General features: G+C 36.7%; 27 protein-coding genes and 1 riboswitch. Of the genes, 19 read left to right on the top strand and 8 right to left on the bottom strand.

The genetic code is table 11. From position 1 onward, the window contains the following. Positions 1-107 precede the first annotated feature (107 nt). The 3 genes from OLM58_RS10320 to OLM58_RS10310 form a co-directional block, all read right to left on the bottom strand. On the bottom strand, positions 108-299 hold the full coding sequence (locus tag OLM58_RS10320; protein WP_026110151.1) for a hypothetical protein: 192 nt from the start codon (positions 297-299) through the stop codon (positions 108-110). A gap of 45 nt (positions 300-344) precedes the next feature. Then, positions 345-542: a hypothetical protein gene (locus tag OLM58_RS10315; RefSeq protein WP_264532215.1), complete on the bottom strand. Its 198-nt coding sequence runs from the start codon at positions 540-542 to the stop codon at positions 345-347. Between the two features lie 170 nt (positions 543-712). Next, on the bottom strand, positions 713-2,248 hold the full coding sequence (locus tag OLM58_RS10310) for a DUF4394 domain-containing protein (protein ID WP_264532214.1): 1,536 nt from the start codon (positions 2,246-2,248) through the stop codon (positions 713-715). A 181-nt stretch (positions 2,249-2,429) separates the two neighbouring features. On the opposite strand from OLM58_RS10310, the gene polA reads away from it, so the two are divergent. Together polA and OLM58_RS10300 are read left to right on the top strand one after the other, a co-directional pair. Next, positions 2,430-5,273: a DNA polymerase I gene (gene polA / locus OLM58_RS10305; protein ID WP_264532213.1), complete on the top strand. Its 2,844-nt coding sequence runs from the start codon at positions 2,430-2,432 to the stop codon at positions 5,271-5,273. Next, on the top strand, positions 5,239-5,781 hold the full coding sequence (locus OLM58_RS10300) for a hypothetical protein (protein WP_264532212.1): 543 nt from the start codon (positions 5,239-5,241) through the stop codon (positions 5,779-5,781). The genes polA and OLM58_RS10300 overlap by 35 nt, the downstream gene beginning before the upstream one ends. Before the next feature lie 43 nt (positions 5,782-5,824). Here OLM58_RS10300 and OLM58_RS10295 read toward each other — a convergent pair whose 3' ends face one another. Beyond that, a complete protein-coding gene (locus OLM58_RS10295) occupies positions 5,825-6,853 on the bottom strand; it encodes a LacI family DNA-binding transcriptional regulator (RefSeq protein ID WP_264532211.1) in 1,029 nt (342 codons plus the stop codon). A 184-nt stretch (positions 6,854-7,037) separates the two neighbouring features. On the opposite strand from OLM58_RS10295, the gene OLM58_RS10290 reads away from it, so the two are divergent. From OLM58_RS10290 to tsf, 6 genes are all read left to right on the top strand, one after another. After that, positions 7,038-7,784, top strand: coding sequence for a ferritin-like domain-containing protein (locus OLM58_RS10290; protein WP_264532210.1), 747 nt, complete (start codon positions 7,038-7,040; stop codon positions 7,782-7,784). A 26-nt stretch (positions 7,785-7,810) separates the two neighbouring features. After that, entirely contained in the window at positions 7,811-8,623 is an 813-nt protein-coding gene (locus OLM58_RS10285; protein ID WP_264532209.1) for a ferritin-like domain-containing protein, read from the top strand. Between the two features lie 194 nt (positions 8,624-8,817). Beyond that, positions 8,818-9,273 carry a 50S ribosomal protein L13 gene (rplM, locus tag OLM58_RS10280; protein ID WP_017497946.1) on the top strand — a complete coding sequence of 152 codons (456 nt, stop codon included), beginning with the start codon at positions 8,818-8,820 and terminating at the stop codon, positions 9,271-9,273. After that, the gene (gene rpsI, locus OLM58_RS10275; RefSeq protein ID WP_017497947.1) at positions 9,273-9,659 is read left to right on the top strand and encodes a 30S ribosomal protein S9; all 387 of its coding nucleotides are present in this window, start codon (positions 9,273-9,275) and stop codon (positions 9,657-9,659) included. The genes rplM and rpsI overlap by 1 nt, the downstream gene beginning before the upstream one ends. 241 nt (positions 9,660-9,900) lie before the next feature. Continuing rightward, a complete protein-coding gene (rpsB, locus tag OLM58_RS10270; RefSeq protein WP_017497948.1) occupies positions 9,901-10,668 on the top strand; it encodes a 30S ribosomal protein S2 in 768 nt (255 codons plus the stop codon). Positions 10,669-10,806: 138 nt separating this feature from the next. Beyond that, a complete protein-coding gene (gene tsf, locus OLM58_RS10265; protein WP_017497950.1) occupies positions 10,807-11,769 on the top strand; it encodes a translation elongation factor Ts in 963 nt (320 codons plus the stop codon). 233 nt (positions 11,770-12,002) lie between these two features. On the opposite strand, the gene OLM58_RS10260 is transcribed toward tsf, so the two are convergent. Further along, entirely contained in the window at positions 12,003-14,102 is a 2,100-nt protein-coding gene (locus tag OLM58_RS10260; RefSeq protein WP_264532208.1) for a M3 family metallopeptidase, read from the bottom strand. A 182-nt stretch (positions 14,103-14,284) separates the two neighbouring features. On the opposite strand from OLM58_RS10260, the gene OLM58_RS10255 reads away from it, so the two are divergent. The 11 genes from OLM58_RS10255 (at position 14,285) to OLM58_RS10205 (ending at position 23,253) form a co-directional block, all read left to right on the top strand. After that, on the top strand, positions 14,285-14,971 hold the full coding sequence (locus OLM58_RS10255; protein ID WP_264532207.1) for a queuosine precursor transporter: 687 nt from the start codon (positions 14,285-14,287) through the stop codon (positions 14,969-14,971). Then, positions 14,961-15,530, top strand: a complete 570-nt coding sequence (locus OLM58_RS10250; protein WP_017497953.1) for a DNA-3-methyladenine glycosylase I — start codon at positions 14,961-14,963, stop codon at positions 15,528-15,530. Before OLM58_RS10255 ends, OLM58_RS10250 begins: the two co-directional genes overlap by 11 nt. A 96-nt stretch (positions 15,531-15,626) precedes the next feature. Then, positions 15,627-15,724, top strand: a riboswitch (TPP riboswitch). A gap of 64 nt (positions 15,725-15,788) precedes the next feature. After that, positions 15,789-15,995 (top strand): sulfur carrier protein ThiS, encoded by a 207-nt coding sequence (gene thiS, locus OLM58_RS10245; RefSeq protein ID WP_264532206.1) that lies wholly within the window; start codon positions 15,789-15,791, stop codon positions 15,993-15,995. 129 nt (positions 15,996-16,124) lie between these two features. Continuing rightward, the gene (gene thiC / locus OLM58_RS10240) at positions 16,125-17,948 is read left to right on the top strand and encodes a phosphomethylpyrimidine synthase ThiC (protein ID WP_264532205.1); all 1,824 of its coding nucleotides are present in this window, start codon (positions 16,125-16,127) and stop codon (positions 17,946-17,948) included. Positions 17,949-17,969: 21 nt separating this feature from the next. Further along, positions 17,970-18,560 (top strand): thiamine phosphate synthase, encoded by a 591-nt coding sequence (locus OLM58_RS10235; protein ID WP_264532204.1) that lies wholly within the window; start codon positions 17,970-17,972, stop codon positions 18,558-18,560. Beyond that, positions 18,527-19,282 carry a hydroxymethylpyrimidine/phosphomethylpyrimidine kinase gene (locus tag OLM58_RS10230; RefSeq protein ID WP_264532203.1) on the top strand — a complete coding sequence of 252 codons (756 nt, stop codon included), beginning with the start codon at positions 18,527-18,529 and terminating at the stop codon, positions 19,280-19,282. Before OLM58_RS10235 ends, OLM58_RS10230 begins: the two co-directional genes overlap by 34 nt. After that, positions 19,272-19,910, top strand: a complete 639-nt coding sequence (locus OLM58_RS10225; protein ID WP_264532202.1) for a thiamine phosphate synthase — start codon at positions 19,272-19,274, stop codon at positions 19,908-19,910. Before OLM58_RS10230 ends, OLM58_RS10225 begins: the two co-directional genes overlap by 11 nt. Continuing rightward, on the top strand, positions 19,891-20,667 hold the full coding sequence (locus tag OLM58_RS10220) for a thiazole synthase (RefSeq protein WP_319802366.1): 777 nt from the start codon (positions 19,891-19,893) through the stop codon (positions 20,665-20,667). Before OLM58_RS10225 ends, OLM58_RS10220 begins: the two co-directional genes overlap by 20 nt. 146 nt (positions 20,668-20,813) lie before the next feature. After that, the gene (locus tag OLM58_RS10215; RefSeq protein WP_264532201.1) at positions 20,814-21,191 is read left to right on the top strand and encodes a GxxExxY protein; all 378 of its coding nucleotides are present in this window, start codon (positions 20,814-20,816) and stop codon (positions 21,189-21,191) included. Between the two features lie 90 nt (positions 21,192-21,281). Then, positions 21,282-22,403 (top strand): 2-iminoacetate synthase ThiH, encoded by a 1,122-nt coding sequence (gene thiH, locus OLM58_RS10210; protein ID WP_264532200.1) that lies wholly within the window; start codon positions 21,282-21,284, stop codon positions 22,401-22,403. Positions 22,404-22,542: 139 nt separating this feature from the next. After that, positions 22,543-23,253 carry a HesA/MoeB/ThiF family protein gene (locus OLM58_RS10205; protein ID WP_264532199.1) on the top strand — a complete coding sequence of 237 codons (711 nt, stop codon included), beginning with the start codon at positions 22,543-22,545 and terminating at the stop codon, positions 23,251-23,253. A 51-nt stretch (positions 23,254-23,304) separates the two neighbouring features. Here OLM58_RS10205 and aat read toward each other — a convergent pair whose 3' ends face one another. The 3 genes from aat to OLM58_RS10190 all read right to left on the bottom strand — a co-directional run bounded on the left by aat (position 23,305) and on the right by OLM58_RS10190 (position 25,578). Then, positions 23,305-23,943 (bottom strand): leucyl/phenylalanyl-tRNA--protein transferase, encoded by a 639-nt coding sequence (gene aat, locus OLM58_RS10200; RefSeq protein ID WP_264532198.1) that lies wholly within the window; start codon positions 23,941-23,943, stop codon positions 23,305-23,307. Between the two features lie 356 nt (positions 23,944-24,299). Beyond that, entirely contained in the window at positions 24,300-24,671 is a 372-nt protein-coding gene (locus OLM58_RS10195) for a DUF3127 domain-containing protein (protein WP_017497965.1), read from the bottom strand. 31 nt (positions 24,672-24,702) lie between these two features. Continuing rightward, positions 24,703-25,578 carry a flavin reductase family protein gene (locus OLM58_RS10190; protein ID WP_264532197.1) on the bottom strand — a complete coding sequence of 292 codons (876 nt, stop codon included), beginning with the start codon at positions 25,576-25,578 and terminating at the stop codon, positions 24,703-24,705. Positions 25,579-25,588 lie beyond the last annotated feature (10 nt).

Below are 25,588 nucleotides of genomic sequence, written 5' to 3'. Positions count from 1 at the left end.
AAGCCAGTAAATTTCTTTACCGGCTCTCTTCAACCGCATTCTCATAATCATTACTTCTGTTTTGCCCCATCTACAATTCTTTGAAAGCAAAACGAAAACAATTTTTCCTATTTCATTTTGGTTGTTTCTGCTTTTGGAGCTTCGCTTTTTTGCGATTTCATTTTTTTATCGGCTTTGTTTTTGTGATGTTTAGTTGCTTTCACTTCTTTTGCAGGAGCTGTCTGTGCCGGAGCTGTTTGTGCGCTAACCATTACACTTGTTCCTAAAACTGCCACGAGTAACATTACTAGATTTTTCATAACTTTTAATTTTAATTGATTTATCTTTTTTATCCTTTTATAGTCTTATTTTTTTGCTTTTGGAGCTTCTGTTTTTGGAACTGCCGTTTTTGCTGATTTTACTTTTTTATCCGCTTTGTGTTTAGGATGTTTGGTTGCTTTTACTTCTTTTGCAGGAGCCGGTTTAACATCTTTGGCAGGAAATGCATGCACCATAACGCTTGTTCCTAAAACTGCTACTACTAACATCAATAAATTTCTCATGATTTCTACATTTTTTATATTAATACCTTTTATTTTACAGATCAAAATTACCCTCGTAATATGAAGACAAAATGAAGAAATGATATCCTATTAAAATTTTAACTTTAATTTATAAAAAAAGCGACCGGAATATCCTGTCGCTTTATCGCATGTATATTTTATTCTATCTTTTAAAAGCCCAATCCTAAAGTCATCGAAGTAACTGCCGGAGAAAAATCAACTGTTTTTGTTGCTGTACCGGTGGTTAGATTAATCTTATAAACAGACTGTACACCACTAACTGTTAATACTGCAAAAGCTTCATTACTGTTACCTCCTATGTCAAAACCATTCATTCCTGTGGCTGCCACTCCAAGACTGCCTACTAATACTAAAGTTCCGTTGTTTGGAGGATTTTGCAGATACAAGCTATTAGTACCGGAATCGATAACAAATAACTGTGTAGTCGAAGCTTGTGCAAAATTATTCGTGTAAGCGGCAGCTGTAACGGATGGTGTCCCCGGATTAAGACTGAGATCTGCAGCAGCAACAACCCCTGTATCCGGGTGCAGTCGGAGATTTTGTCCTGTATTGCTTACCACACGTATTCTGTCAACCGTTGGATTAAAATCAAAACCAAAATTCTGTCCTGACAATGTTGGAGACAATCCAGCACCAACAGCGGTCACCTGTCCGTTTGAAGAATTAATCGTTAACAGTCTGTTTTGATTGGTTAGGGCATAAAGCGCTCCGTTTGCTGGCCTGAAGTCCAAACCAACCACCTGCTCACTTGAATTCATCCCCATCAGAGCAACTGAATTTGAAGTTCCTGTAACCGGATTAAATCGATACAAAATGTTTGTTTCGGACGTTGCGAAAGCGATAGGTTTTGTCTTAAAAGCTACTTCAACAATCTGCTGTGTAAAAACCCCGACCCAGGTTGCTTCTCCATTCGTTAAATTAATCGTATATAATCTTGATTCGCTATTTTTATTATTTACTGCTATTCCTAAATTCGAATCGGGCTGTATATCAAAACCTCCAACTCCTGAAAAATCAACTTTTAAGCTCCCTACTTCCTGAAGGGTTCCATCATTTGGAGGATTTTGCAGGTACAATTTATCCGTAGCATAATCAATATCAAAAAGCTGTGTCGTCGTACTTCCTGAAAGACTATTGGTATAAGCAATCGCTCCTACCTGAGCATTCGCTATCCCGTTAATATTTCCGTCGGTTGCAGCTACAGTTCCGAGTTCGGGATGCAATCTCAGATTTTTTCCGTTATTAGACACTAGCCGTACCCTGTCAACCGTGGGGTTAAAATCTATAGAAGACGATGTTCCTTCAATTGCCGGAGAGAAAGATGCTGTTCCTAAAGCTGTTGCTAATCCCGAACTTTCATTTATGGTATATAATCTGCTGGTAGAGCCCAATCCATATAATTGACCTGTAGCAGGTCTGTAGTCAATACTAATGATACTCTCGCCTGATTGTAATCCTGTTATAGAATAAGAACGAACAGGAGTTTTTAAATCTTTGGCATTAAAGTAAAAAACTTTGTTATCATTGCTTAATGCGGTGAAGTCTACCGGAGGGGCAGTACTAGGCATTGGTTCTGGTTCTGGCTGTGGAATTGGAGTTCTGTCGTCATCATTAGAACATGCACCTAAAAATGACATTAATCCCATCAAAAAAAGTGATCGCGGTGTAAATAAATTTTCTCTCATAACACATTGTTTTTTATTCACTTACGGCAAAAAAAATCTTTTGGTTTGCAATTTTTCAAAGTTTTCAGAAAATAGCTGTCAAATCTTCCGGTATTTCTGAAAAACAAATAACAAAGCATTTTCTTCCCTAATATTATAGTGATATTCGTAACTTTGAAAATTGAATTGATAAATTGTACTTATGTCGTCACAAAAACGCCTTTTTCTACTTGATGCTTACGCTTTAATATTTCGTGGCTATTACGCCTTCATAAAAAACCCAAGGATTAACTCTAAAGGAATGGATACATCGGCAATCATGGGATTCATGAATTCGCTTTTGGATGTTATCAAACGTGAAAAACCGGATCATCTGGCTGTAGCTTTTGATAAAGGCGGAAGCGCATTGCGTAACGAAATATTCCCGGAATACAAAGCCAATCGTGATGTAACACCGGAAGCCATAAAAATTGCAGTTCCTTATATATGTGAATTATTAAAAGCCATGCACATTCCGATTATCGAAGAATCAGGTTTTGAAGCTGACGATTTAATTGGAACTATCGCCAAGCAAGCAGAAAAACAGAATTATAAAGTTTTTATGGTAACTCCCGATAAGGATTTTGCCCAATTGGTTTCTGAGAATATCTTCATGTACAAGCCTGCCCGTATGGGGAATGGGATTGAGATTTGGGGAGTTCCTGAAGTTTTAGCCAAATTCGAAATCGAACGTCCGGAACAGGTGATCGATTTTCTTGGAATGATGGGTGATGCTGCCGATAATATTCCGGGACTTCCGGGAGTTGGTGAGGTAACTGCCAAAAAGCTTCTTAAGGAATTTGGAACAATGGAAAACCTATTAGCGAATACAGACAAGCTGAAAGGAAAAATGAAGGAGAATATTGAGGCCAATAAAGAGAAAGGATTGTTATCTAAAAAATTGGCAACCATTTTATTAGACTGCCCGGTAACTTTTGATGAAAACGATTATGAGTTAACACGTCCCGATATTGAAAAAACCGAAGCTATTTTTCAGGAATTGGAATTCAGACGAATGGCGGAACAATTTGATAATTTATTTAAAACAGGAGGCGAGAATGAAACAACTTCAGCTCCGGTTTCTGACGCTAAATTGTATAAAAAACCACAGCCTAAAAACGAAGATCAGTTTGATCTCTTTGGAGGAGGCTCCAGCGAGGAAAATACAGAAACAGCCCGAACTTCCTTTTACAATACTTTAGAAAATACTCCTCACTCCTATCAGGCGATTCAAGGGGATTTGGGAATAAAATTACTTTTACAGAATCTGCAAAACCAGACTTCTGTTTGTTTTGATACCGAAACTACCGGATTAGATGCTTTGCATGCCGAATTGGTTGGTATTGCATTCTCTTACGAAAAAGGAAAAGCTTTTTATGTTCCATTTCCGGAAAGTCAGGAAGAAGCTCATGTTTTAATTGAAAAATTCAGACCTTTCTTTGAGAATGAAAACATTGAAAAAATAGGTCAGAATTTAAAATACGATTTAAAAATCCTTTCTAATTATGGCATAACGGTAAAAGGAAAACTTTTTGATACCATGATTGCACACTACCTGATCAATCCGGATATGCGTCATAACATGGATATTTTATCGGAAACTTATTTGAAATATGCTCCAAAACCAATTGAGGAATTGATTGGCAAAAAAGGAAAAAATCAGATTTCAATGCGCGATGTAGCTCTTGAAGATATTAAGGAATATGCTGCCGAAGATGCTGATATCACTTTACAGCTGAAAGAAATCTTCACTACAGAATTAGACAAAACCGAGACTAAAAAACTGTTTGACGAAATTGAGATTCCGCTAGTAAGCGTTTTAGCAGCCATGGAAACAGAAGGAATTCGTCTGGATGTTGAGTTTTTAAAGGCGATGTCAAAAGAAATGGATGTTGAAATCAAATCGCTAGAACAGAAGATATACGAAACTGCCGGAGAGAAATTCAACCTGGCTTCTCCTAAACAGCTGGGCGACATTTTGTTTGACAAACTTAAAATTGGCGGAGCAAAACAAAAGAAAACCAAAACCGGTCAGTATGCAACCGGCGAGGAAGTTTTAACTTATTTGGCCAACGACAATCCAATTGTAAAAGAAATTCTGGATTGGCGTCAAATGGTGAAATTACAAAGCACTTACATTCTGGCTTTACCGGAACAGGTGGACAAAAAGACACAACGCGTTCATACGGATTATATGCAGACTGTTGCCGCAACAGGCCGTTTGAGTTCTAACAATCCGAATTTACAAAATATCCCGATTCGTACCGAAAGAGGACGTCAGATTCGTAAAGCTTTTGTCGCACGTGATGAAAACTATACTTTAATTTCTGCCGATTACTCGCAGATAGAATTAAGAATTATTGCCGCATTAAGTGGTGAAGAAAATATGATTGCCGCTTTTAAAAACGGAGAAGACATTCACAGAGCAACTGCAGCCAAAGTTTTTGATGTGCCTTTGGAGGAAGTTTCCCGCGAACAAAGAAGCAATGCAAAAACGGTTAACTTTGGAATTATCTACGGTGTTTCTGCTTTCGGACTGAGCAATCAGACTTCTTTATCCCGTAGTGAAAGCGCCGCTTTGATCGAAGCGTATTACAAAACATATCCGAGACTGAAATCGTATATTTCCGAACAAATTGAATTTGCGCGTGAAAAAGGATATGTGCAGACCATTTTAGGCCGTCGCCGTTATTTAAAAGACATCAACTCGGCAAATGCAGTGGTGAGAAGTGCCGCTGAACGAAATGCTGTAAATGCACCCATTCAGGGAAGTGCTGCCGATGTGATTAAAATCGCGATGATCAACATTCATAAAAAACTAAAAGACGAAAACTGGAAATCTAAAATGCTGCTTCAGGTACATGATGAGCTTGTGTTCGATGTTCACAATGATGAACTCGAAAAAATTCAGCCTATGATCAAACACGAAATGGAAAACGCCTTTACGATGGCAGTTCCTCTAGAAGTTGAACTTGGAATGGGCAAAGACTGGCTGGCAGCCCATTAATTTATTTCAGGGTTCTTTTATGTTCAATTTTAAATTAATTTTAAGCTTTTTGTTCTTCATTTCCTCATTTAATACCTACAGTCAAAAAGGATTTGGAGTAGATAAAGATTATAGGATAAAGAAATACCAAAAAGAAATAATTCAATTTTTAATTGATTACAATCAATTTGGAATAAAGAAAGAAGCCTTACCAATTAAACACTACCAGAATGCAATCGGGGTTAAGAAATGTATTGATATTTTTCCAAATGAAAAAAATAAAAACATACTCTTAGTTCGATTTTATTCTCTAGGATCAGGAGCTAATAATTATTGGGGAATTCTCGAAAAAAGCAACAAATATCTTTTCTATTATAGCGAAAAAGACTCTGGTTCACTTGTAACCTATTTAAAAAAGTATGATTTTAAAACACAAAAAATTATATTAGAATATCTAAAGACATACACAATTTGGGATGGTCCTAATTTACATAGCCCACAAATAATAAATGAAGAGTCCGTAAAATAATTGAATAAAAAAAACATCCGCCATGGCGGATGTTTTTTTATGCTTATTTCTTTCTTGTAGACTCTCGTTCTTTCAGTTTTGTTTTGATGACGATTGTTTCATAATCTGATGTTTCTTCTTCAGATTCCTCCTCTAAACGTTTAATTAACTGTCTGGCTGCGACCTCACCTATTTCTACTCCATGCTGACTTACTGTTGTTAAACTTGGCGACAAACGTCTTGAAGCTAAAATTCCATCCGCAAAACCTATGATTGAAATATCTTCCGGAACCTTATATCCTTTTTTCAGACTTACTCGTAAAGCGGCCACCGAATCATTCTCATCCAAAGCAAAAATCGCATCAATTTTATGTTCGAAAATGCCATCAATCTTAGCTTTCATATCTTCTTCCGAATCGGTACGAAGAATTATATTTTCATTTACCGGAATATTATTGTCTGCTAATGCTTTTAAATAACCGTCGGCTCTTAATTTCCCAACACTCAAATTGTCTACTGATGAAATCAGAGCAATATTTTTACATCCTAAATCAATTAAATGTTGTGTTGAATTTAAAGCAGAATCAAAATCGTCTACTATTACTTTGTCACATTCTACTCCATCGGCTATTCTGTCAAACATCACAATAGGTGTTCCATCAGCAATGATCGCCGAAAAGTGACCATAATCTTCCAATTTTTGTGCTTCTTCAGATACTGACAATATAAATCCGTCAATCGTTCCGTTGCTTAACATTTCAAGCGTATGAACTTCTTTTTCCAGAGATTCGTTCGAAATACAAGTAATTACATTATATCCTTTTTTATCGGCTACTTTTTCGATACCACTAAAAACCTTTGCAAAAAAGGAGTTAAGTATATTAGGTATAATTACACCTATTGTTTTGGTTTTACGATTCTTTAAATTCAAACCAATAACATTCGGTTTATAGTTTTTGAGTTTGGCATACTCCTTAATCTTCACCTTTGTTTGCTCACTGATCTCCGGGCTATCATTTAACGCCTTAGAAACAGTCGATACAGAAACACCCAGTTCCTTCGCAATTTGCTTTAGAGTTGCTTTAGCTTTCATTTAAAAATAAATTTTATGTAATTAATACAAATATAGTAGAATTACCTAAAATAAAACAAAAAACACGTTATCCCATTTAAAATTTCAGAGTGTTTTTTAAAATTAACTTCTTTTTCAAAACCGCAAGCCTTAAAATTTCGTTAATACCTGAATACATGCTTTTAACCTTTTAAAATCCTTGATTATGAAAAACGAAGTTAAAATTCATGAAGTTGACCCTTCATTGAACAACAGAAGGAGCTTTCTTAAGCTCAGCGGCCTTACATTAGTTGGTGCAGGCCTTCTTATGGCTGGGTGCAGCGATAATGACAATGACGATGATATGGAGGACACTACGCTGCCCGGAATCAGAAATGGAGTTTTTGATTTAGGGTCCGGTGATTTTGGAGTACTGACCTACGCGTATGCTCTGGAACAGCTGGAAGCCGATTTTTATACTAAAGTGGTAAACTCAACAAGCTTTAATGTCACTTTTAATCCTATCGAACGTCAGGTATTAACAGATTTGTATCATCACGAAGTAATTCACAGGGATTTTTTTAAGGCCGCTTTAACCGGAGCACTTCCTGACCCAAGTTCACAACTGCTTCCCTCCTTGGCTTTTAATTATGGCTCTTTAAATTTCAACAGCCGTACTGAGGTTCTTGCTACAGCAAAAGCTCTTGAAGATACCGGAGTTGCTGCTTATAACGGAGCAGGAAAACTAATTAAAAGTGCTGATTATTTACTTTTAGCCGGAAAAATTGTTTCGGTAGAAGCCAGACACGCCTCAGCTATCAGAAGCTTGATCAATCCTAACTCTAAGGATTTTGCCGGCGATGATATTGTAAATGTAAGCACCGGTTTGGATGTTGCTCAGGACCCTTCAAAAATTCTACCAATTGCGGGAGGCTTCATTACCACAAAATTCACAGCCAAATATTTACCTTAATCTTAACAAGCTAAAACATAGAAATTATGAATATTTTAAAATTTATAGAAACGTTTACTGATGATAGCTTGATGAGAAGCACTGGTTCAAGAAGAGACAGTTTTAATCAGTTTGGAAGTATTGGAAAAACATTAGCCTATGCATCAATCCCTTTCGGATTATCTGCAATGGCCAATAAAGCATTGGCAAAAGACATTACCGCAACACCTGCAACTCCGATTGGAGCGCTACAATTTGCCTTAACTTTAGAATATCTGGAAAACGAATTTTATGCCATGGCGTTAGATTCCGGTGTAATTCCGGCATCAGAAAATGGAGGAAGAGATCGAAAAGTTTTTGAACAAATAGCAGCACACGAGTCCGATCACGTTAAGTTTTTGATTGCGGGACTGGGCGGACCAGCAAGTGCAAACTTTGTCGCTAAACCTACTTTTGACTTTACCGTTGGAGGAGCTTTTGACCCGTTTCATGACTATCCAACCTTTTTGGCACTGGCACAAGCCTTTGAAGATACAGGTGTTAGAGCCTACAAAGGTCAGGCAGCAAATTTAATCACTACACCTGATTTATTGACTGCCGCATTACAAATTCACTCAGTAGAAGCCCGTCATGCCTCTGAAGTACGACGTTTAAGAGGATTGAAAGGATGGATTTCTAACAGTGAGAGAGGTGCAGGAATGCCTGCCGCAACACAAGCGGTCTATGACGGCGAAGGCGTTACCATACAGGCAGGATTCAACACCGCAGCTGCCTTTGGAGCTTCTGCAGGATCAGAAGCTTATGATGAGCCACTTACGACACAACAGGTCGTTGATATTGCAAATCTATTTATTGTTTAGTCCAAACAATTCTAAATATTGAACCATCTTTACACTACTTGTGAAGGTGGTTTTTTTTTATAGTTTAAAATCGAAAACTGATGTCCTGATTTTCAGCAGATAAAATATTCTTTTCAGGTATTTGGTTTTAAAATAATTAATTGTACTTTTGCATCCCCTTTATTGGGGATGGAATGTTTAATTAAAATAATATTATGGACGCATTAAGCTACAAAACGGTTTCAGCTAACAAAGCCACTGTAACTAAAGAGTGGATTGTTGTTGACGCTGAAGGTCATAACTTAGGACGTCTTGCTTCAAAGGTTGCAATGATCTTAAGAGGTAAGTACAAACCAAGTTACACACCGCACGTTGACTGTGGAGATAACGTAATTGTTATCAACTCAGAAAAAATTAACCTTACAGGTACAAAAATGAATGACAAAATTTACATGCGTCATACAGGTTACCCAGGAGGACAAAGAACTTTAACTGCTAAAGTATTGCAATCTAAGAATCCTGCATTATTAGTAGAAAAAGCTGTAAAAGGAATGTTACCTAAAAACAAATTAGGAGCTGAACTTTTTAGAAATCTAAATGTTGTTGTAGGTGCTGAGCATACTCACGGAGCTCAAAAACCTAGAACTGTTAACCTAAACGATCTTAAGTAATGGGAGTTATTCACAAAATCGGTAGAAGAAAAACCGCTGTTGCACGTGTATATGTTTCTGAAGGAACAGGAAAAATCACTGTAAACAAAAAAGAATTCGCAACTTACTTTCCAACTGCAACTTTACAATACAAAGTTTTACAACCATTATCTATGACAGAAAATGCTAGTAACTTTGATGTAAAAGTAAACGTTTACGGAGGTGGTTCAACTGGTCAGGCAGAAGCTGTAAGAATGGCATTAGCACGTGTAATGTGTGAAGTGAACATCGAAAACAGAGCTATCTTGAAACCAGAAGGTTTATTAACAAGAGATCCAAGAATGGTTGAACGTAAGAAATTCGGTCAGAAGAAAGCTCGTAAGAGATTCCAATTCTCTAAACGTTAATATTACCTGTCTTGTACATTTGGTGCAGGACACTATCAATTATTTATTGAAATTAAAAAACACAGTTGTTGTTGCTCTCCTATCGAGGTAGGAAATAGTTTAGCATCTAAATGGGTTAAGCGATTATAAAGATTGAAAGATTAAAAAGATTAAAAGATTGAAAAATCTAAAAATCTAAAATCTAAAATCTAAAATCCAAAAAGACACATTGCTAATCAACAGAACGTAAACTAGTACAAAAATGGCAAACAAAATAGAAGTAAAAGAATTACTAGAAGCAGGTGTTCACTTCGGACACATGACTAGAAAATGGGATCCAAACATGGCTCCTTACATTTATATGGAGCGTAATGGTATTCACATTATCAATCTATATAAAACTGCAGCTAAAATTGAAGAAGCTAACGAAGCTTTGAAAAAAATCGCTGCATCAGGTAGAAAAATCTTATTCGTAGCTACCAAAAAACAAGCAAAAGACATCGTTGCTGATAAAGCAAAAGCTGCAAACATGCCTTACATCACTGAAAGATGGCCAGGTGGAATGCTAACTAACTTCGTAACTATCAGAAAGGCAGTTAAAAAAATGTCTTCTATCGATAAAATGAAGAAAGATGGTACTTTCATGACGTTATCTAAAAAAGAGCGTTTGCAAGTTGATCGTTTACGTGCTAAATTAGAGAAAAACTTAGGTTCAATCGCTGATATGTCTAGACTACCTGCAGCATTGTTCGTAGTAGATATCAAAGCTGAACATATCGCAATAAAAGAAGCACAAAAATTAAACATTCCAGTTTTCGCAATGGTTGATACGAATTCTGACCCAAGAGAGGTTGATTACGTAATTCCAGCAAATGATGATGCTTCTAAATCAATTGACAAAATTTTATCTTTAGTGACTACTGCAGTAATCGAAGGTCTTTCTGACAGAGGTTCTGAAAAAGAAGTTGAAGTAGCTGAAGAAGCTGCTCCTGCTGCTGAGGCTGAGGCTGCTCCTGCAACTGAAGAATAAATCAAATTTTAAATTCCAAATTTTAAATTCCAAATTCCAAATACAAAATTAAAAACGTTATGTTGATAATTTAATAAAATTGGAGTTTGGGATTTAGAAGATGGAATTTTTACTTTTAACATTAAAATTCAAAATATTATGGCAACAATTACTGCTGCAGACGTAAATAAATTAAGACAATCTACAGGTGCCGGAATGATGGACTGTAAAAAAGCTTTAGTTGAAGCTGAAGGAGATTTCGATAAAGCTATACAAATCCTTAGAGAAAAAGGACAAAAAGTTGCTGCTAACCGTTCTGACCGTGAGTCTTCTGAAGGAGCTGCTGTTTCTTTTATCAATGCAGACAACACTAAAGGAGCTATCATCACTTTAAACTGTGAAACTGACTTCGTAGGTAAAAATGAAGCTTTCGTAACTTTAGCTAAAGATTTAGTTGAAAAAGCGATCAACTTCTCTTCTAAAGAAGAATTTTTAGCTTCAGATTTCAATGGAATTACTGTTGCTGAAAAATTAATTGAGCAAACTGGTGTTATCGGTGAGAAAATCGAAATCGGTGGTTTTGAAATTTTAGAAGGTGCTTTCGTTGGATCTTATGTTCACGTTAACAAAATTGCTGCTTTAACAGCTATTTCTGCTCCAATCGCTAACGCTGAGACTTTAACAAAAGACGTATCTATGCAAGTTGCTTCTATGGGAGCTGACACATTATCTTACAAAGATTTTGATCCTGCTTTCGTTGAATCTGAACTTGCTGCTCGTATTGCTGTAATCGAAAAAGATAATGAAGAAGCAAAACGTTTAGGAAAAACTTTAAAAAATGTTCCTAAATACATCTCTTTCTCTCAATTAACTGAAGAAGTTATCAAACAGGCGGAAGAAGATGCTAAAGCTGAATTAAAAGCTGAAGGTAAACCAGAACAAATTTGGGATAAAATTATTCCTGGAAAAATTCAACGTTTCATTTCTGACAACACTACTTTAGATCAAGAAAAAGCATTACTAGATCAAAACTTCATCAAAGATGACAGTAAAAAAGTTGGTGATTACGTTAAAGGATTCAACGTTGAGATCACAGGTTTCAAAAGAGTTACTTTAGGTTAATATATTATTTCAATATTTAAAAAGCCCGAATATTAATTTATTCGGGCTTTTTTTATGCGGAATGTTTATTTGTGAAATGTGAGATGTAAAATGTGAAAAAGTTAGAATCGTAACTTTTAAGAATAGTGCCTTGAATCTATTTCATCTTCAGAGCAACTCGATTATTTCGTAAATCTCAAGTTTTCCTCTAATTCCATCTCACATTTTACATCTCACATTTCACTTCTAACTATTTACTTCTTGATCGGAAAATTTCTGGCTCTCATTAAAGCATCTGATTTCGGAGCTCTTCCTCTAAAGTTTTCATACGCTTTCTCCTGATCTATTGTATTTCCAACACTGAAAATAGTCTCATAAAGACGTTTTGCTACTACTTTATCATAAGGTCCTTTTCCTTCTGTAAAAGCTTCATAAGCATCTGCATTAATCACATCAGCCCACAAATAACTGTAATATCCTGCCGAATATCCATCCCCTGAGAAAATGTGTCCGAATTGTGGAATTCTATGACGCATTACAATTTCTGACGGCATGTGAAGCGCATCTAAAGTCTCTTTCTCAAATTTATGAGGATCAATAGTTTTTGTTGCCAAGTGAAGTTTCATATCTATTAAAGAACTTGAAATCGTTTCTACAGTTGAAAAACCTTCATTGAAATTAGCCGCTTTTTCGATTCTGTCTACTAACGTTTGAGGCAATGGCTGATTGGTTTTGTAATTCAAAGCAAACTTATTCAATACTTCAGGTGTAGCTAACCAGTGCTCTAACAATTGGGATGGGAACTCAACATAATCTCTGGCTACATTTGTACCTGACAAAGTTGGATAAGTCACATTAGAACACAATCCGTGAAGAGCGTGTCCAAATTCATGAAACAAAGTCGTCGCATCTTCCCAGGAAATTAAAATTGGCTCATTTTCAGCTCCTTTAATGAAGTTACAGTTATTAGACACGATGGTCAAAACTTCACCGTCCATTCGCTGTTGATCACGATATGCATTCATCCATGCTCCTGAGCGTTTTCCTGCACGTGCATACGGATCAAAATACCATAACCCAACTACTTTACCCGTAACTTTATTACTCACCTCCCAAACACGTACATCAGGGTGATATACCGGAACATTTGTAATTTGTTTGAAACTTAAATTGAATAATTCTCCGGCAACCCAGAACATTCCTTCACGTAAGTTTTCTAATTGTAGATAAGGCTTCACCTCATTTTGATCTAAATCGTATTTCGCTTTTCTGACTTTTTCAGCATAATAACGGTAATCCCAAGGCTGTATTTTAAATTTCCCACCTTCTGCATCAACAATTTTCTGCATTTCGGCAACATCCTGATGTACTTTATCTACTGCAGGTTTCCATACAGATTCCATTAAAGCTAAAGTTTTCTTAGGATCTTTTGCCATTTTATTAGACAAACTCCAATCGGCAAAAGTTGGAAAACCTAACAAGTTGGCTTTCTTGGTACGCAATTGTAAAATAGCAACTAAAGTCGAATTGTTATCGTTTGCATTGCCATTATCGCCACGTTTTACAAAAATATTAAATGCCTTTTCTCTTAAATCTCTGCGGGTTGAGAAAGTCAAAAACGGTTCAATAGACGAGCGTGTATTTGCAACACATCCCAATACATCTAACTTTCTGCTTTTTGCCTCAGCAATAGCAGCATTTTTTACTTCTGTAGGCAAACCGTCAAAATCACTTTCCGTTTTTAAAGCTACATATTGATTGTGCTCTTCTGCCAATAGATTCTGACTGAATTTAGTAAAAAGACTCGCCAGTTCCTGGTTGATTTTTGCTACTTTTTCTTTATCGCCTTCATTCAATTTAGCTCCTTCACGAACAAAATCTGTGTAATACAGCCAAATTAAACGTTGTTGCTCACTAGTCAGTTTTTTGCTTTCTTTAGAATTATACAAAGCTTCAATTCTGGCGAATAGCTTTTTGTTCTGAACGATTTTATCTGCAAACTCAGATAATTTCGGAGACATTTCTGTTTCAACTTCGTCGAAGTCAGATGTACTCAAAGTAGAGCCATAAATTCCATAAACACTATAAATTCTGGCAATTGTTTTACCTGAACGCTCTAAAGCTGCGATCGTATTTTCAAAAGTTGGTGCTTTAGGATTGTTCGTAATAGCATCAATTTCGCTTAGTTTTTCCTGAATTGCAAACTGAAATGCAGGTTTAAACTGCGAAACCTTGTACTCATTAAAAGCAGGGACACCACCATAGGGACCTGTCCATTTTTGAACCAGCGGATTATCCGGAATGGTCTGTGCGTTAGCCGCAAATAAGGTTGTTCCCATGAGAAAAATTGTCATTAATTTTTTCATTATCGTTGATTTGTTTTAAAATAGGTTATTGTTCCAAATGTAACTAAAAATCAGTATTCATTTGAAAATTTTAACTTTGGAATCCTCTAAAAACTACCCTTTAATTTAAATATTCCGCTAAAAAGTTATAGAGAAATAGTTTAAATTTGAAACATCATTAACCGAACCACATGTTTAAAACCCGTAGAGAAATTGTTTTTGTAATTCTGGCTGGCATCTTTATAACCAATGCTGTTGTAGCCGAGCTTATTGGAGGAAAATTAATTCAGATTGGCCCATTTGTCATGAGCATTGGTATTTTACCCTGGCCGATTGTCTTTCTAACAACCGATTTAATCAATGAATATTTTGGCGAGAAAGGAGTCAAAAAACTGTCCTTTATAACAGCCTGTCTAATTGCTTATGCTTTTCTGATCTTATTTATGGCTATCGTGATACCCGCGGCCAAAGGAATTAGTCCTGTTAATGACGAACAATTTAAGGCGGTTTTTGGACAAAGTATGTGGATCATCGTGGGTAGTTTAATTGCCTTTATGGCTTCTCAGTTGATTGATGTCTGGATCTTCTGGTTTTTCAAAAGACGTACCGGAGAGCGAAAAATATGGCTCAGAACAACAGGATCAACTGTAATCTCACAATTGTTTGATTCTTTTATTGTACTTGGAATTGCCTTTTGGTTACCCGGAAAAATTGATTTCGATACTTTTATTTCATCAGGATTAACAGGTTACATTTTCAAATTATCCGTAGCTGTTTTACTAACACCGGCTATTTATGGAGGTCATCATTTGATTAAAAAATACTTAGACAAAGATCCTGCTCACGAAAAATCCAAACACCTAAACAATGGAGAATAAAAATCTAGTACGCTGCGGCTGGTGTTCTTCCAGCGATTTATATAAAAAATACCACGACGAAGAATGGGGTGTTGCCATTTATGATGACCCGTCGATATTCGAATTTTTAATTCTGGAAACTTTTCAGGCAGGTTTAAGCTGGATTACCATTCTGAATAAAAGAGAGAATTTCAGAGCCGCTTTTGATCATTTCGATTATAAAAAAATCGCCCAATATCCCGAAGAAAAAATAGAGTCCTTACTACAGGATACGGGAATTGTTCGCAACAAACTTAAAATTCGTGCTACCGTTTCAAATGCACAGGCATTCCTGAAAGTACAGGAAGAATTTGGCACTTTCTCTGACTATATTTGGAAATTTGTCAACGGAAAACCGATCGACAACAATCCAAAAACATTAAAAGATGTCCCTGCTACTACTCCAATTTCGGACGAAATTAGTAAAGATTTAAAAAAAAGAGGCTTCAAGTTTGTCGGATCAACCGTGATTTATGCTCATATGCAGGCTACCGGTATGGTCAATGATCATGTTGAGGACTGCTGGACGAGAAAGAAATAGTCGCAGTTTTCAGTCTCAGTTTTCAGTTTTCCAAAAACCTGAAACTTGAAACCTGAAACTTTTTTCAGCTCTCCAATAAAATTTTATTACATTTGCTTCACACTTTAGGGGTGTCTGCAATTTTGCAGGCTGAGATTTTACCCTCTGAACCTGATCTAGTTCACACTAGCGTAGGGAAAAGTAAGATGACTTCTGCGCGCATTTCTATGTGCGATTGTAGCCATTCCTAAAGTATAACTACATACTAAACTTAAAGGAATGGAACTAAAAATCAACCAACAAATCAAAAAATTCGATGCTGAATCGTTAAGCATTCAGTCATTGCTCGATCTCGAAATTCCCAACAAACAAAACGGAATTGCCGTTGCTATCAACAATACTGTTGTTCCAAAATCCAACTGGAACCAACAACTTGTATCCGAAACTGACGAAATTCTAATTATTTCTGCTACTCAGGGAGGATAAAATTCCAATTTTTTAAATTCCAAATTCCAATTGTCAAGCAAGAAGTAGATGCACTGCCGTGTACCTCTACAATCGACAATTACATTTCACATCTTACATTTCACATTTCACAAAATACAACTACAAGCTATGACTACAGAAGAACAAATTTCCAGAACCCCGTTTCCTAATTCCAAAAAAGTTTACATCAACGGAGAAATACACCCCATCAAAGTGGCCATGCGCGAGATACATCTTAGCGACACCAAACTTTCAAACGGTGGAATTGAAAAAAATCCTCCCGTAACGGTTTATGATACCTCAGGTCCCTATACCGATCCTAATATTGAAATCGATATTAGAAAAGGTCTTCCAAGACTAAGAGAACAATGGATTTTAGACCGTAATGATGTCGAAATTCTGAATGAAATCACTTCAGATTACGGACAAAGCCGATTGCGCGATGAGAGCTTAAATCATCTTCGATTTGAATATTTACATCAGCCTAAAAGAGCTAAAAAAGGCGCTAATGTTTCACAATTATATTACGCCAAACAAGGTATTATTACTCCTGAGATGGAATATATTGCTATTCGTGAGAACCAGCGAATAGAGCTTTTAAACGAACAAACCAAAGCGATGCAATGTCAGCACGGTGGTCATAGTTTTGGAGCTAATACCCCTAAAAGTAAAATCACTCCCGAATTTGTCCGCAGCGAAGTAGCTTGCGGAAGAGCCATTATCCCCAACAACATTAATCATCCTGAAAGTGAGCCTATGATCGTTGGCCGCAACTTTTTGGTTAAGATAAACGCTAACATTGGCAATAGCGCCGTGACTTCGAGTATTGAAGAAGAAGTAGAAAAAGCAGTCTGGGCTTGTCGTTGGGGTGCTGATACGATTATGGACTTATCAACAGGCAAAAACATTCACGAAACCAGAGAGTGGATTATCCGTAACTCTCCTGTTCCAATTGGTACGGTTCCGATCTATCAGGCTTTAGAAAAAGTAAAAGGAATTGCCGAAGATTTAACCTGGGAAGTTTTTCGTGACACTTTAATTGAACAGGCAGAGCAAGGTGTTTCTTATTTTACGATTCATGCCGGAGTACTGTTGCGTTATATTCATTTGACTGCCAATCGCGTTACCGGAATTGTTTCGCGTGGAGGATCTATCATGGCCAAATGGTGCTTGTTTCATCATAAAGAAAACTTTTTGTACACTCATTTTGAGGAAATCTGCGAAATCATGAAACAATATGACGTGGCTTTTTCTCTTGGAGACGGTTTACGTCCGGGTTCTATTGCAGATGCCAACGATGCAGCACAATTTGCAGAACTGGAAACCCTAGGAGAATTAACTAAAATTGCCTGGAAACACGATGTTCAGGTTTTCATTGAAGGTCCCGGTCACGTTCCGATGCACATGATTAAAGAAAACATGGACAAACAACTGGAACATTGTCATGAAGCTCCTTTTTATACTTTAGGTCCACTAACGACGGACATTGCACCAGGTTATGATCACATAACTTCTGCTATTGGAGCAGCGATGATTGGCTGGTATGGCTGTGCGATGTTGTGTTATGTTACTCCAAAGGAACATCTTGGCTTGCCTAACAAAAAAGATGTGAAAGATGGTGTAATCACGTATAAAATTTCGGCACATGCTGCCGATCTTGCCAAAGGTCACCCGGGAGCACAATACCGCGACAATGCTTTAAGTAAAGCCCGTTTTGAATTCCGTTGGGAAGATCAGTTCAATTTAGCCCTTGACCCTGATACGGCTAGAGAGTTTCACGATGAAACCCTTCCTGCCGATGGTGCGAAAGTCGCTCACTTTTGTTCGATGTGCGGTCCTAAATTCTGCTCCATGAAGATCTCTCAGGAAATTCGTGATGTAGCTGCAGCCGAAAAAGGCATGCAAGAAAAATCAGAAGAGTTTATCGAGCAGGGGAAAGAGATTTATATTTAATATAGTTAGTGAAGAAAATATATGATCGTAATTACCAATCCTTCCCCAATTAAAAATGAAACAAATATCGTTCATTCTCTATTTGAAGAAGGATTGGCTTTACTTCATATTCGGAAGCCTGATTTTTCTGAAATTGAAATGGCTCGATTCATTCAGCAGATAAAACCTGAATATCGAAGCCATTTAGTCTTACACAGTCATCACGTTTTGGCGGAAGACTTTGGAATTAACAGAATTCATTTTTCGGAAAAAGAAAGAAAAAATAACACTTTAATTTCTTCAGAAGGAAAATCATTTTCGACAGCAACCCATTCAATAGAAGATTTTAATTCCTTACCGCCAGAGTTTGACTATGCTTTTTTAAGTCCGGTTTACAAAAGCATTTCCAAAGAGAACTATCATCCGGAGACGAATCTTTTTGAAGCTTTAAACTCAAGAACAAATCACATCACTAAAGTTATCGCTTTAGGAGGAATTGATGCTAAAAACATCAAAAAAACACTAGAAAATGGTTTTGACGGCATGGCTCTTCTGGGAGCAATCTGGAAAAATGAAAACCCTATAAAACAATTCAAATTATGTCAGCAAATCGTCCAATCGCACTTTCAATAGCAGGTTTTGATCCTTCGGGCGGTGCCGGTGTTTTGGCAGATGTCAAAACATTTGAACAGCATCAGGTCACTGGATTTGGCATTTTAACCGCTAATACCCTTCAAACGGAAGATCGATTTATTGAAATTCAATGGACTGATTTGAGTTTTGTGATTTCGTCAATTGAAACCTTTTTTGAGCGTTATAAAATCAGTACCGTCAAAATTGGAATTGTTCCTTCTTTAAATTATCTGAACCACATTCTTTCGGCTATAAAACGAATATCCCCAAGCACTTTAATCGTCTGGGATCCGGTTTTAAAATCGTCAACACAATTTGAATTTATGAGCATTAAAGATCGTTTAGAATTAAATCAAACGTTGTCAAAAATTGATTTAATTACTCCTAATTACAACGAAATTGAAATATTGTTTCCGGGGTTTATTATCAATCAACTTGAGTTTCAGAATAAATTTCCAACAAACATTCTATTAAAAGGCGGGCACAATTCTTCGGCAACCGGAACTGATCGTTTGTTCCTGAAAGACGAAATCATCGATCTTCTGCCTTCTGATAAAAAATGCTTCGCAAAACATGGCTCAGGCTGTGTATTATCGGCTGCAATAGCTGCAAATCTTGCACGGAATCAATCTTTGGAAGAAGCTTGCAGGAATGCGAAAAACTACATAGAAAAATACCTGAATTCCACCCCAACCTTAATCGGACATCATTATGTATCATAAATTACAATATATCTCGCAGGGAAAAACAATAGAAGAACAGCTGTATAATATCCATCAGGCTTTAGATGCCGGATGCGATTGGGTGCAGCTCCGTTTTAAAAATCAAACTGAAAAAGACACTTTTACTCTGGCGGAAGCTGTAAAATTTTTATGTGAAGAGTATCTCGCTAATTTTATTGTGAACGACAACCTATATCTCGCTCAGCAAATCGCTGCAGACGGAGTTCATCTCGGACTATCGGATATGAAAATTGACGAAGCAAGGGCAATACTCGGAAATACCAAAATCATAGGGGCAACAGCCAACACTTATGAAGACATTGAAAATCATATCAAAAATGGCTGCGATTATATTGGTTTGGGCCCCTTTCGCTTTACAGCAACCAAAGAAAAACTAAGTCCAATTCTGGGATTGTCGGGTTATTTTAAAATTATTCAAGAGTTAAAACGCAATAAACTGGAGATTCCTGTTTATGCCATTGGGGGAATCACTCTGAACGATGTCGCTCCCTTAATGGAAACCGGGATTCATGGAATTGCGATCTCCGGAATGCTTACAGAAAGTAATCAAAAAGAAAAACTCATTCAACAATTAAACGAAAAGTTATATGCAAACGTCATTGTTTAACATCGGAGACAAAACCTTAACCTCCCGTCTATTTTTAGGAACAGGAAAATTTGGTTCGAATCTGGAAATGGAGAATGCTATTTTGGCATCAGAAAGTGAGTTGGTCACTGTAGCACTGAAACGTATCGATCTCGAAACCGAAACTGATGCTATTCTAACGCACTTAAATCATCCAAACATTCATTTATTACCCAATACATCGGGAGCACGAAACGCCAAAGAGGCTGTTTTCGCTGCACAATTAGCGAGAGAAGCATTAGAAACGAATTGGCTGAAACTTGAAATTCATCCTGATCCGAAATATCTTATGCCCGATCCGATAGAAACTTTAAAAGCGACAGAGGAACTCGCTAAACTTGGTTTTTTTATCCTGCCATACATCCATGCCGATCCCGTTTTATGCAAACATCTTGAGAGTGCCGGAACCACCGCTGTTATGCCCTTAGGCTCCCCAATTGGAAGTAACAAGGGTCTAAAAACGATTGATTTTTTGGAGATTATTATCGAACAAAGTAATGTTCCCGTAATCGTCGATGCCGGAATTGGGGCTCCGTCTGATGCTGCAAAAGCCATGGAAATGGGAGCAGATGCAGTTTTGGTTAATACGGCAATTGCGGTTGCAGGAAATCCGACATTAATGGCCGAAGCCTTTAAAGAGGCTGTCATTGCAGGCCGAAAAGCCTTTGAAGCTAAAATTGCTCCTCAACAAAATTATGCCATGGCTTCAAGTCCTTTGACCTCTTTTTTATATGAATAAAAATATTTCACGCAGATTTTAGGAGATTTAAGCAGATAAAAAATGATTATTTTTTTGTTCGTCACTGTCTTAAATTGATTTGAAAAACAAACATAAAAAAGAGAGAAAATTCTTTATTTTTGAATCGTTTTTAAATTAATAGAATAATGAATGAAAATGAAATCTCATACTTAATAAGAGGAGCAATTTTTAAAGTATATAATAAGTTGGGTCCTGGATTGTTTGAATCTGTTTATGAAAGTGCTTTATTTTACGAATTAGAAAAATTAGACTTGAAAGTCCAGAAACAAATTGAAATAAAAATCACATATGATGAAATGATATTAGATCCAGCTTTTAGAATCGATTTATTAGTAGAAGACAAAGTAATAATTGAGCTGAAATCAGTTGAAGATTTAGCTCCAATACACCATAAACAACTTAATACTTATCTAAGGCTAACAAATAAGAAACTAGGATTACTAGTAAATTTCAATACTTTAAACATTCTTAATGATATCAAAAGAATTGCGAATAAAATATAAAGAAACGTCTGTAGATAAAAATAACAAAACATAAATCATTTTTTATCTGCTTAAATCTCCTAAAATCTGCGTGAAACAAAACACAATCCAATGAAAACATTCAAATCGGTTTTTGAGAATTATGATTGGAATACTATTCAATCTAAAATATATCAAACCACATCAAAAGATGTAGAACACTCTTTGTTTAAAACCAAACGAAATCTCGATGATTTTTTAGCTCTGATTTCTCCTGCCGCACAAAACTATCTGGAGCAGATGGCTCAAAAATGCCATGAAATTACCAAAAAACGGTTTGGCAAAACCATACAAATGTATGCTCCTTTATATCTCAGCAACGAATGCCAAAACATCTGCACGTATTGCGGATTTAGTTTAGACAATAAAATCAAACGAAAAACCCTCTCTGATGCTGAGATAAAAATTGAAGTAGAAGCTTTAAAAGAGATTGGTTTTGACCATGTTTTATTGGTGACTGGTGAGGCGAATTATACCGTAAACATTAATTACTTCCTAAATGCAATTGCCTTAATACGAAAAGAATTCTCCATTATTTCTGTGGAAGTCCAGCCACTTTCAACCGAAGATTATGAACGTTTGCATCAGGCTGGTGTTTATTCGGTTTTGGTATATCAGGAGACCTACCATCAGGAAGTATATAAAAAATACCATACGAAAGGCAAAAAATCAAATTTTGATTATAGACTCGAAACTCCCGATCGTATTGGTACAGCTGGAATTCATAAGATGGGATTGGGGGTTTTACTGGGGCTGGAAGACTGGCGAACCGACAGCTTTTTTAATGCGTTACACCTGGATTATCTTCAAAAAAAATACTGGCAGACTAAATATTCGGTTTCCTTTCCAAGACTCCGCCCGGCAGAAGGCATTATTGAACCTAATTTTATTATGGACGATAAGGATTTGACACAGCTCATTTGCGCCTATCGTTTGTGGAATGAGGATTTGGAAATCTCAATCTCGACACGTGAAAATGAGAAATTCAGAAACAATATTATCCCTATCGGTGTGACCAGTATGAGTGCAGGCTCGAAAACCAATCCCGGTGGTTATGTTGTTGATCCGCAATCTCTGGAGCAATTCGAAATCAGCGACGAACGTTCTGCCAAAGAAATTGCGCAAATTATAACAAATTCAGGCTACGAACCCGTCTGGAAAGACTGGGACAAAAGTTTTAGTCTACAAATTTAAAGTTTCAAGTTTCAAGTTTCAAGTTTCAAGTTTCAAGTTTCAAGTTTCAAGTTTCAGGTTTCAGGTTTCAGGTTTCAGGTTTCAAGTTTCAGGTTTTACAAACCACATTTTACAAATCACAAATCACATTTCACAATAAATGAGTATTATACAGGAATTTCTACGTTATAACAGGCAAACCATTCTTCCCGAAATTGGTGACGAAGGTCAGGAGAAACTCAAAAAGGCCAGAGTTTTAGTAATTGGTGCCGGCGGTTTAGGGTGTCCCATTTTACAGTATATCGCCACAGCGGGAGTTGGTTTTATTGGTATTATGGACTTTGACACTATCGAAATCCATAATCTTCACCGACAAATTTTATATACCGAAAAAGAACTTGGTCAACTTAAAGCTGTTGTTGCAAAAGAAGAGGTTTCGGAACTCAATCCATTAATAAAAGTCGAAGCCATAGTCGAAAAATTAACTCCGGAAAATGCCCGACAGGTTATTGAACAATACGATATTGTAGTCGATGGTTCGGATAATTTCACAACACGTTATTTGGTAAATGATACCTGTGTGGCGCTGCAAAAAACTTTGGTCTACGGTAGTATCTTAAAGTTTGAAGGGCAAATTGCCGTTTTTAACCATAAGGGCAGTAAAAATTTACGTGATTTATTTCCCGAGATGCCGGATCCGAAGGATGTTCCGAATTGCAATCTCAATGGTGTTTTAGGAACATTACCCGGAATTATTGGCACGATGATGGCGCATGAAACGCTCAAAATAATTTTAGAATTACCAACTTTAAACAATGAACTGGTACTTTTTAATACGATAAACTGGAATTTTACCAAACTTAATTTCTAACCAACCCTCTCGTCCTCATAAAATCCTTTACATAAGTTGAAGTAGATTCTTTCATTCCTTTTTTAAGATAGCTATAAACTCCTCGCGATCAATCTCACGACAGCCTAAACTTTCTAAATGGGAATTGTAAACCTGACAATCCAAAAGTTTGTAATTTCCTTCTTTTAAATAATTTACCAAAGCTATGAAAGCTACTTTTGATGCATTCGATACTTTCGAAAACATACTTTCTCCACAGAAAACATGACCCAAATCGATCCCATACAAACCTCCAACGAGAACGTCATCCTGCCAAACCTCGACAGATTTTGCAATTCCCTGCTCGTTAAGTTTACAATAGGCATCAATCATTTCGTTTGAAATCCAAGTTCCGTCTTGTCCTTCACGTTTTATTTTTTGACAATTCGAAATCACCTCTCTAAAACTTTCATTAAAAGTAACCGTGAATTGTTTTCTATTCAGAACATTACGCATGCTTTTTGACACAATCAATTCCTCCAAAAACAAAACCATTCTGGGGTCCGGTGACCACCAAAGAATAGGCTCTCCTTCATTAAACCACGGGAAAATCCCGCTTTGATAAGCTAATTTCAGTCTTTCCGGATCTAAGTCTCCGCCAATGGCAAGAATTCCTTCTTCATCGGCTTCTGAAACGGGTGGAAAAAACAAATCGTTAAATACGTAATACATTTTTTAAATTCCAAAATTTTTAAATTCCAAATTCCCATTGGGAAATTTCAATACTGAAATGGCTTCGCCTCTCCGCTATCACTAAGACTTAAATTCCAAATTCCCGCAATGTTGTCATTTCGACGAAGGAGAAATCTCCGTAAGAAACTCCGCAACGAAAACCCAATCTTTGTCGAGCTACTCGCGAGGATTTCTCCTTCGTCGAAATGACAATTATTAGGATCATTTTGTGTAATATTAAAGTTTATTACAGCCTTGAACTTTGACAAAAACCGAGGCTAAAAACAAATTCCAAATCCCAATTACACATTTTATGAATTGGAATTTGGAATTTATTTTTTGAAGTTTAAACTTTCTTAGAACGGTAAATCGTCCGGTTCGTCTTCGTTTAAATTAGTTGCAGGTGCAAAAGCTTCTGCAGCCGGCATTGGAGGCGTTTGTCCAGGACCTTCTGGTGCCAGTCTTTCGATTCTCCAACCTTGAATACTATTGAAATATCTGGTTTCTCCTTGTGGATTAACCCATTCTCTTCCTCTTAAATTGATAGAAACTTTTACTGCCTCACCTTGTTTGTAGCTACTTAATAAATCGCATTTATCTTGTGTAAATTCGATCAAAATATGCTGTGGATATTGCTCATCTGTGGTAACAACCAACTCTCTTTTTTTGAATGCAGCACTAACTTGTTGCTCTGGGTTCACCACTTTTACTTTACCTGTAACTTCCATCTTCTTTCTATATTAATTATTGTTTCTATTCTTATTGCTTTGCTAAAAGTACTTTCCAGGCCGATGAAATATCATCTTTATTGAGATATTTTTTGGCTTCCAAATGTACTTTTTCGAGATCGTCAGAGCTTAAAACTCCTTTTACCGAAAAATTTTCTTTCACAAATATACTAACTTCTTCTGTGGTAGGCAAGGCTTCAATGTTCCCTAATTTTCCAAGATCATTCCCATCAAAAACAGGGCTTTCTTTAATAAAATCAGGAATTACATCTACTCCTACCCCAAGAGTAGTCAAGGGTTTAGGCACTTCAAAAAGCCCCTGATTCGATCGGGAATACCAATTACTGCCCAATCTTGAAACCAGATCTATTTTATACTGATCAATGGCTCCGTTTTCATCTAAAACAGCTTCGCTGATATGAAGCTTAACCACTTCACAAAGAATCAGATTTCCTGCACCTCCCTGATCTCCCAACGGAATAATCTGAGTGACTTTACATTCAAACTGTACCGGAGACTCTTTTACACGATAAGGCTTTACAAAATCGGACGGGACTTGTGTCAATCCGGCTTTTATAAATTCATTTACGCCATCACCATATTCGGTACTGGCTAATGATGTCTGTTGCACCAAATCATAATTCACAACATTTATAACTACTTCGCGGGTTTCCTCAGCGTTAATTAAAGTATGTTTTATTGTATTGTCGCGTACGCGTCGTGCTGGTGAAAAAACCAAAATTGGCGGATTGGCACTGAACACATTAAAGAAACTAAAAGGTGACAAATTGGGTATTCCCTTAGCACTAATTGTACTTGCAAATGCAATTGGCCTAGGCCCCACAGCACTTTGTAAATAGCCTTGCAATTTGGCCGTTGGTATTTCTTTTGGATCAATACTAATCATATTTTTCTTT

This window comes from Flavobacterium sp. N502540, from assembly GCF_025947365.1.
Lineage (GTDB): Bacteria > Bacteroidota > Bacteroidia > Flavobacteriales > Flavobacteriaceae > Flavobacterium.
Note: the sequence above shows the minus strand (reverse complement) of the source record. Positions and strands in the feature narration are given on the sequence as shown.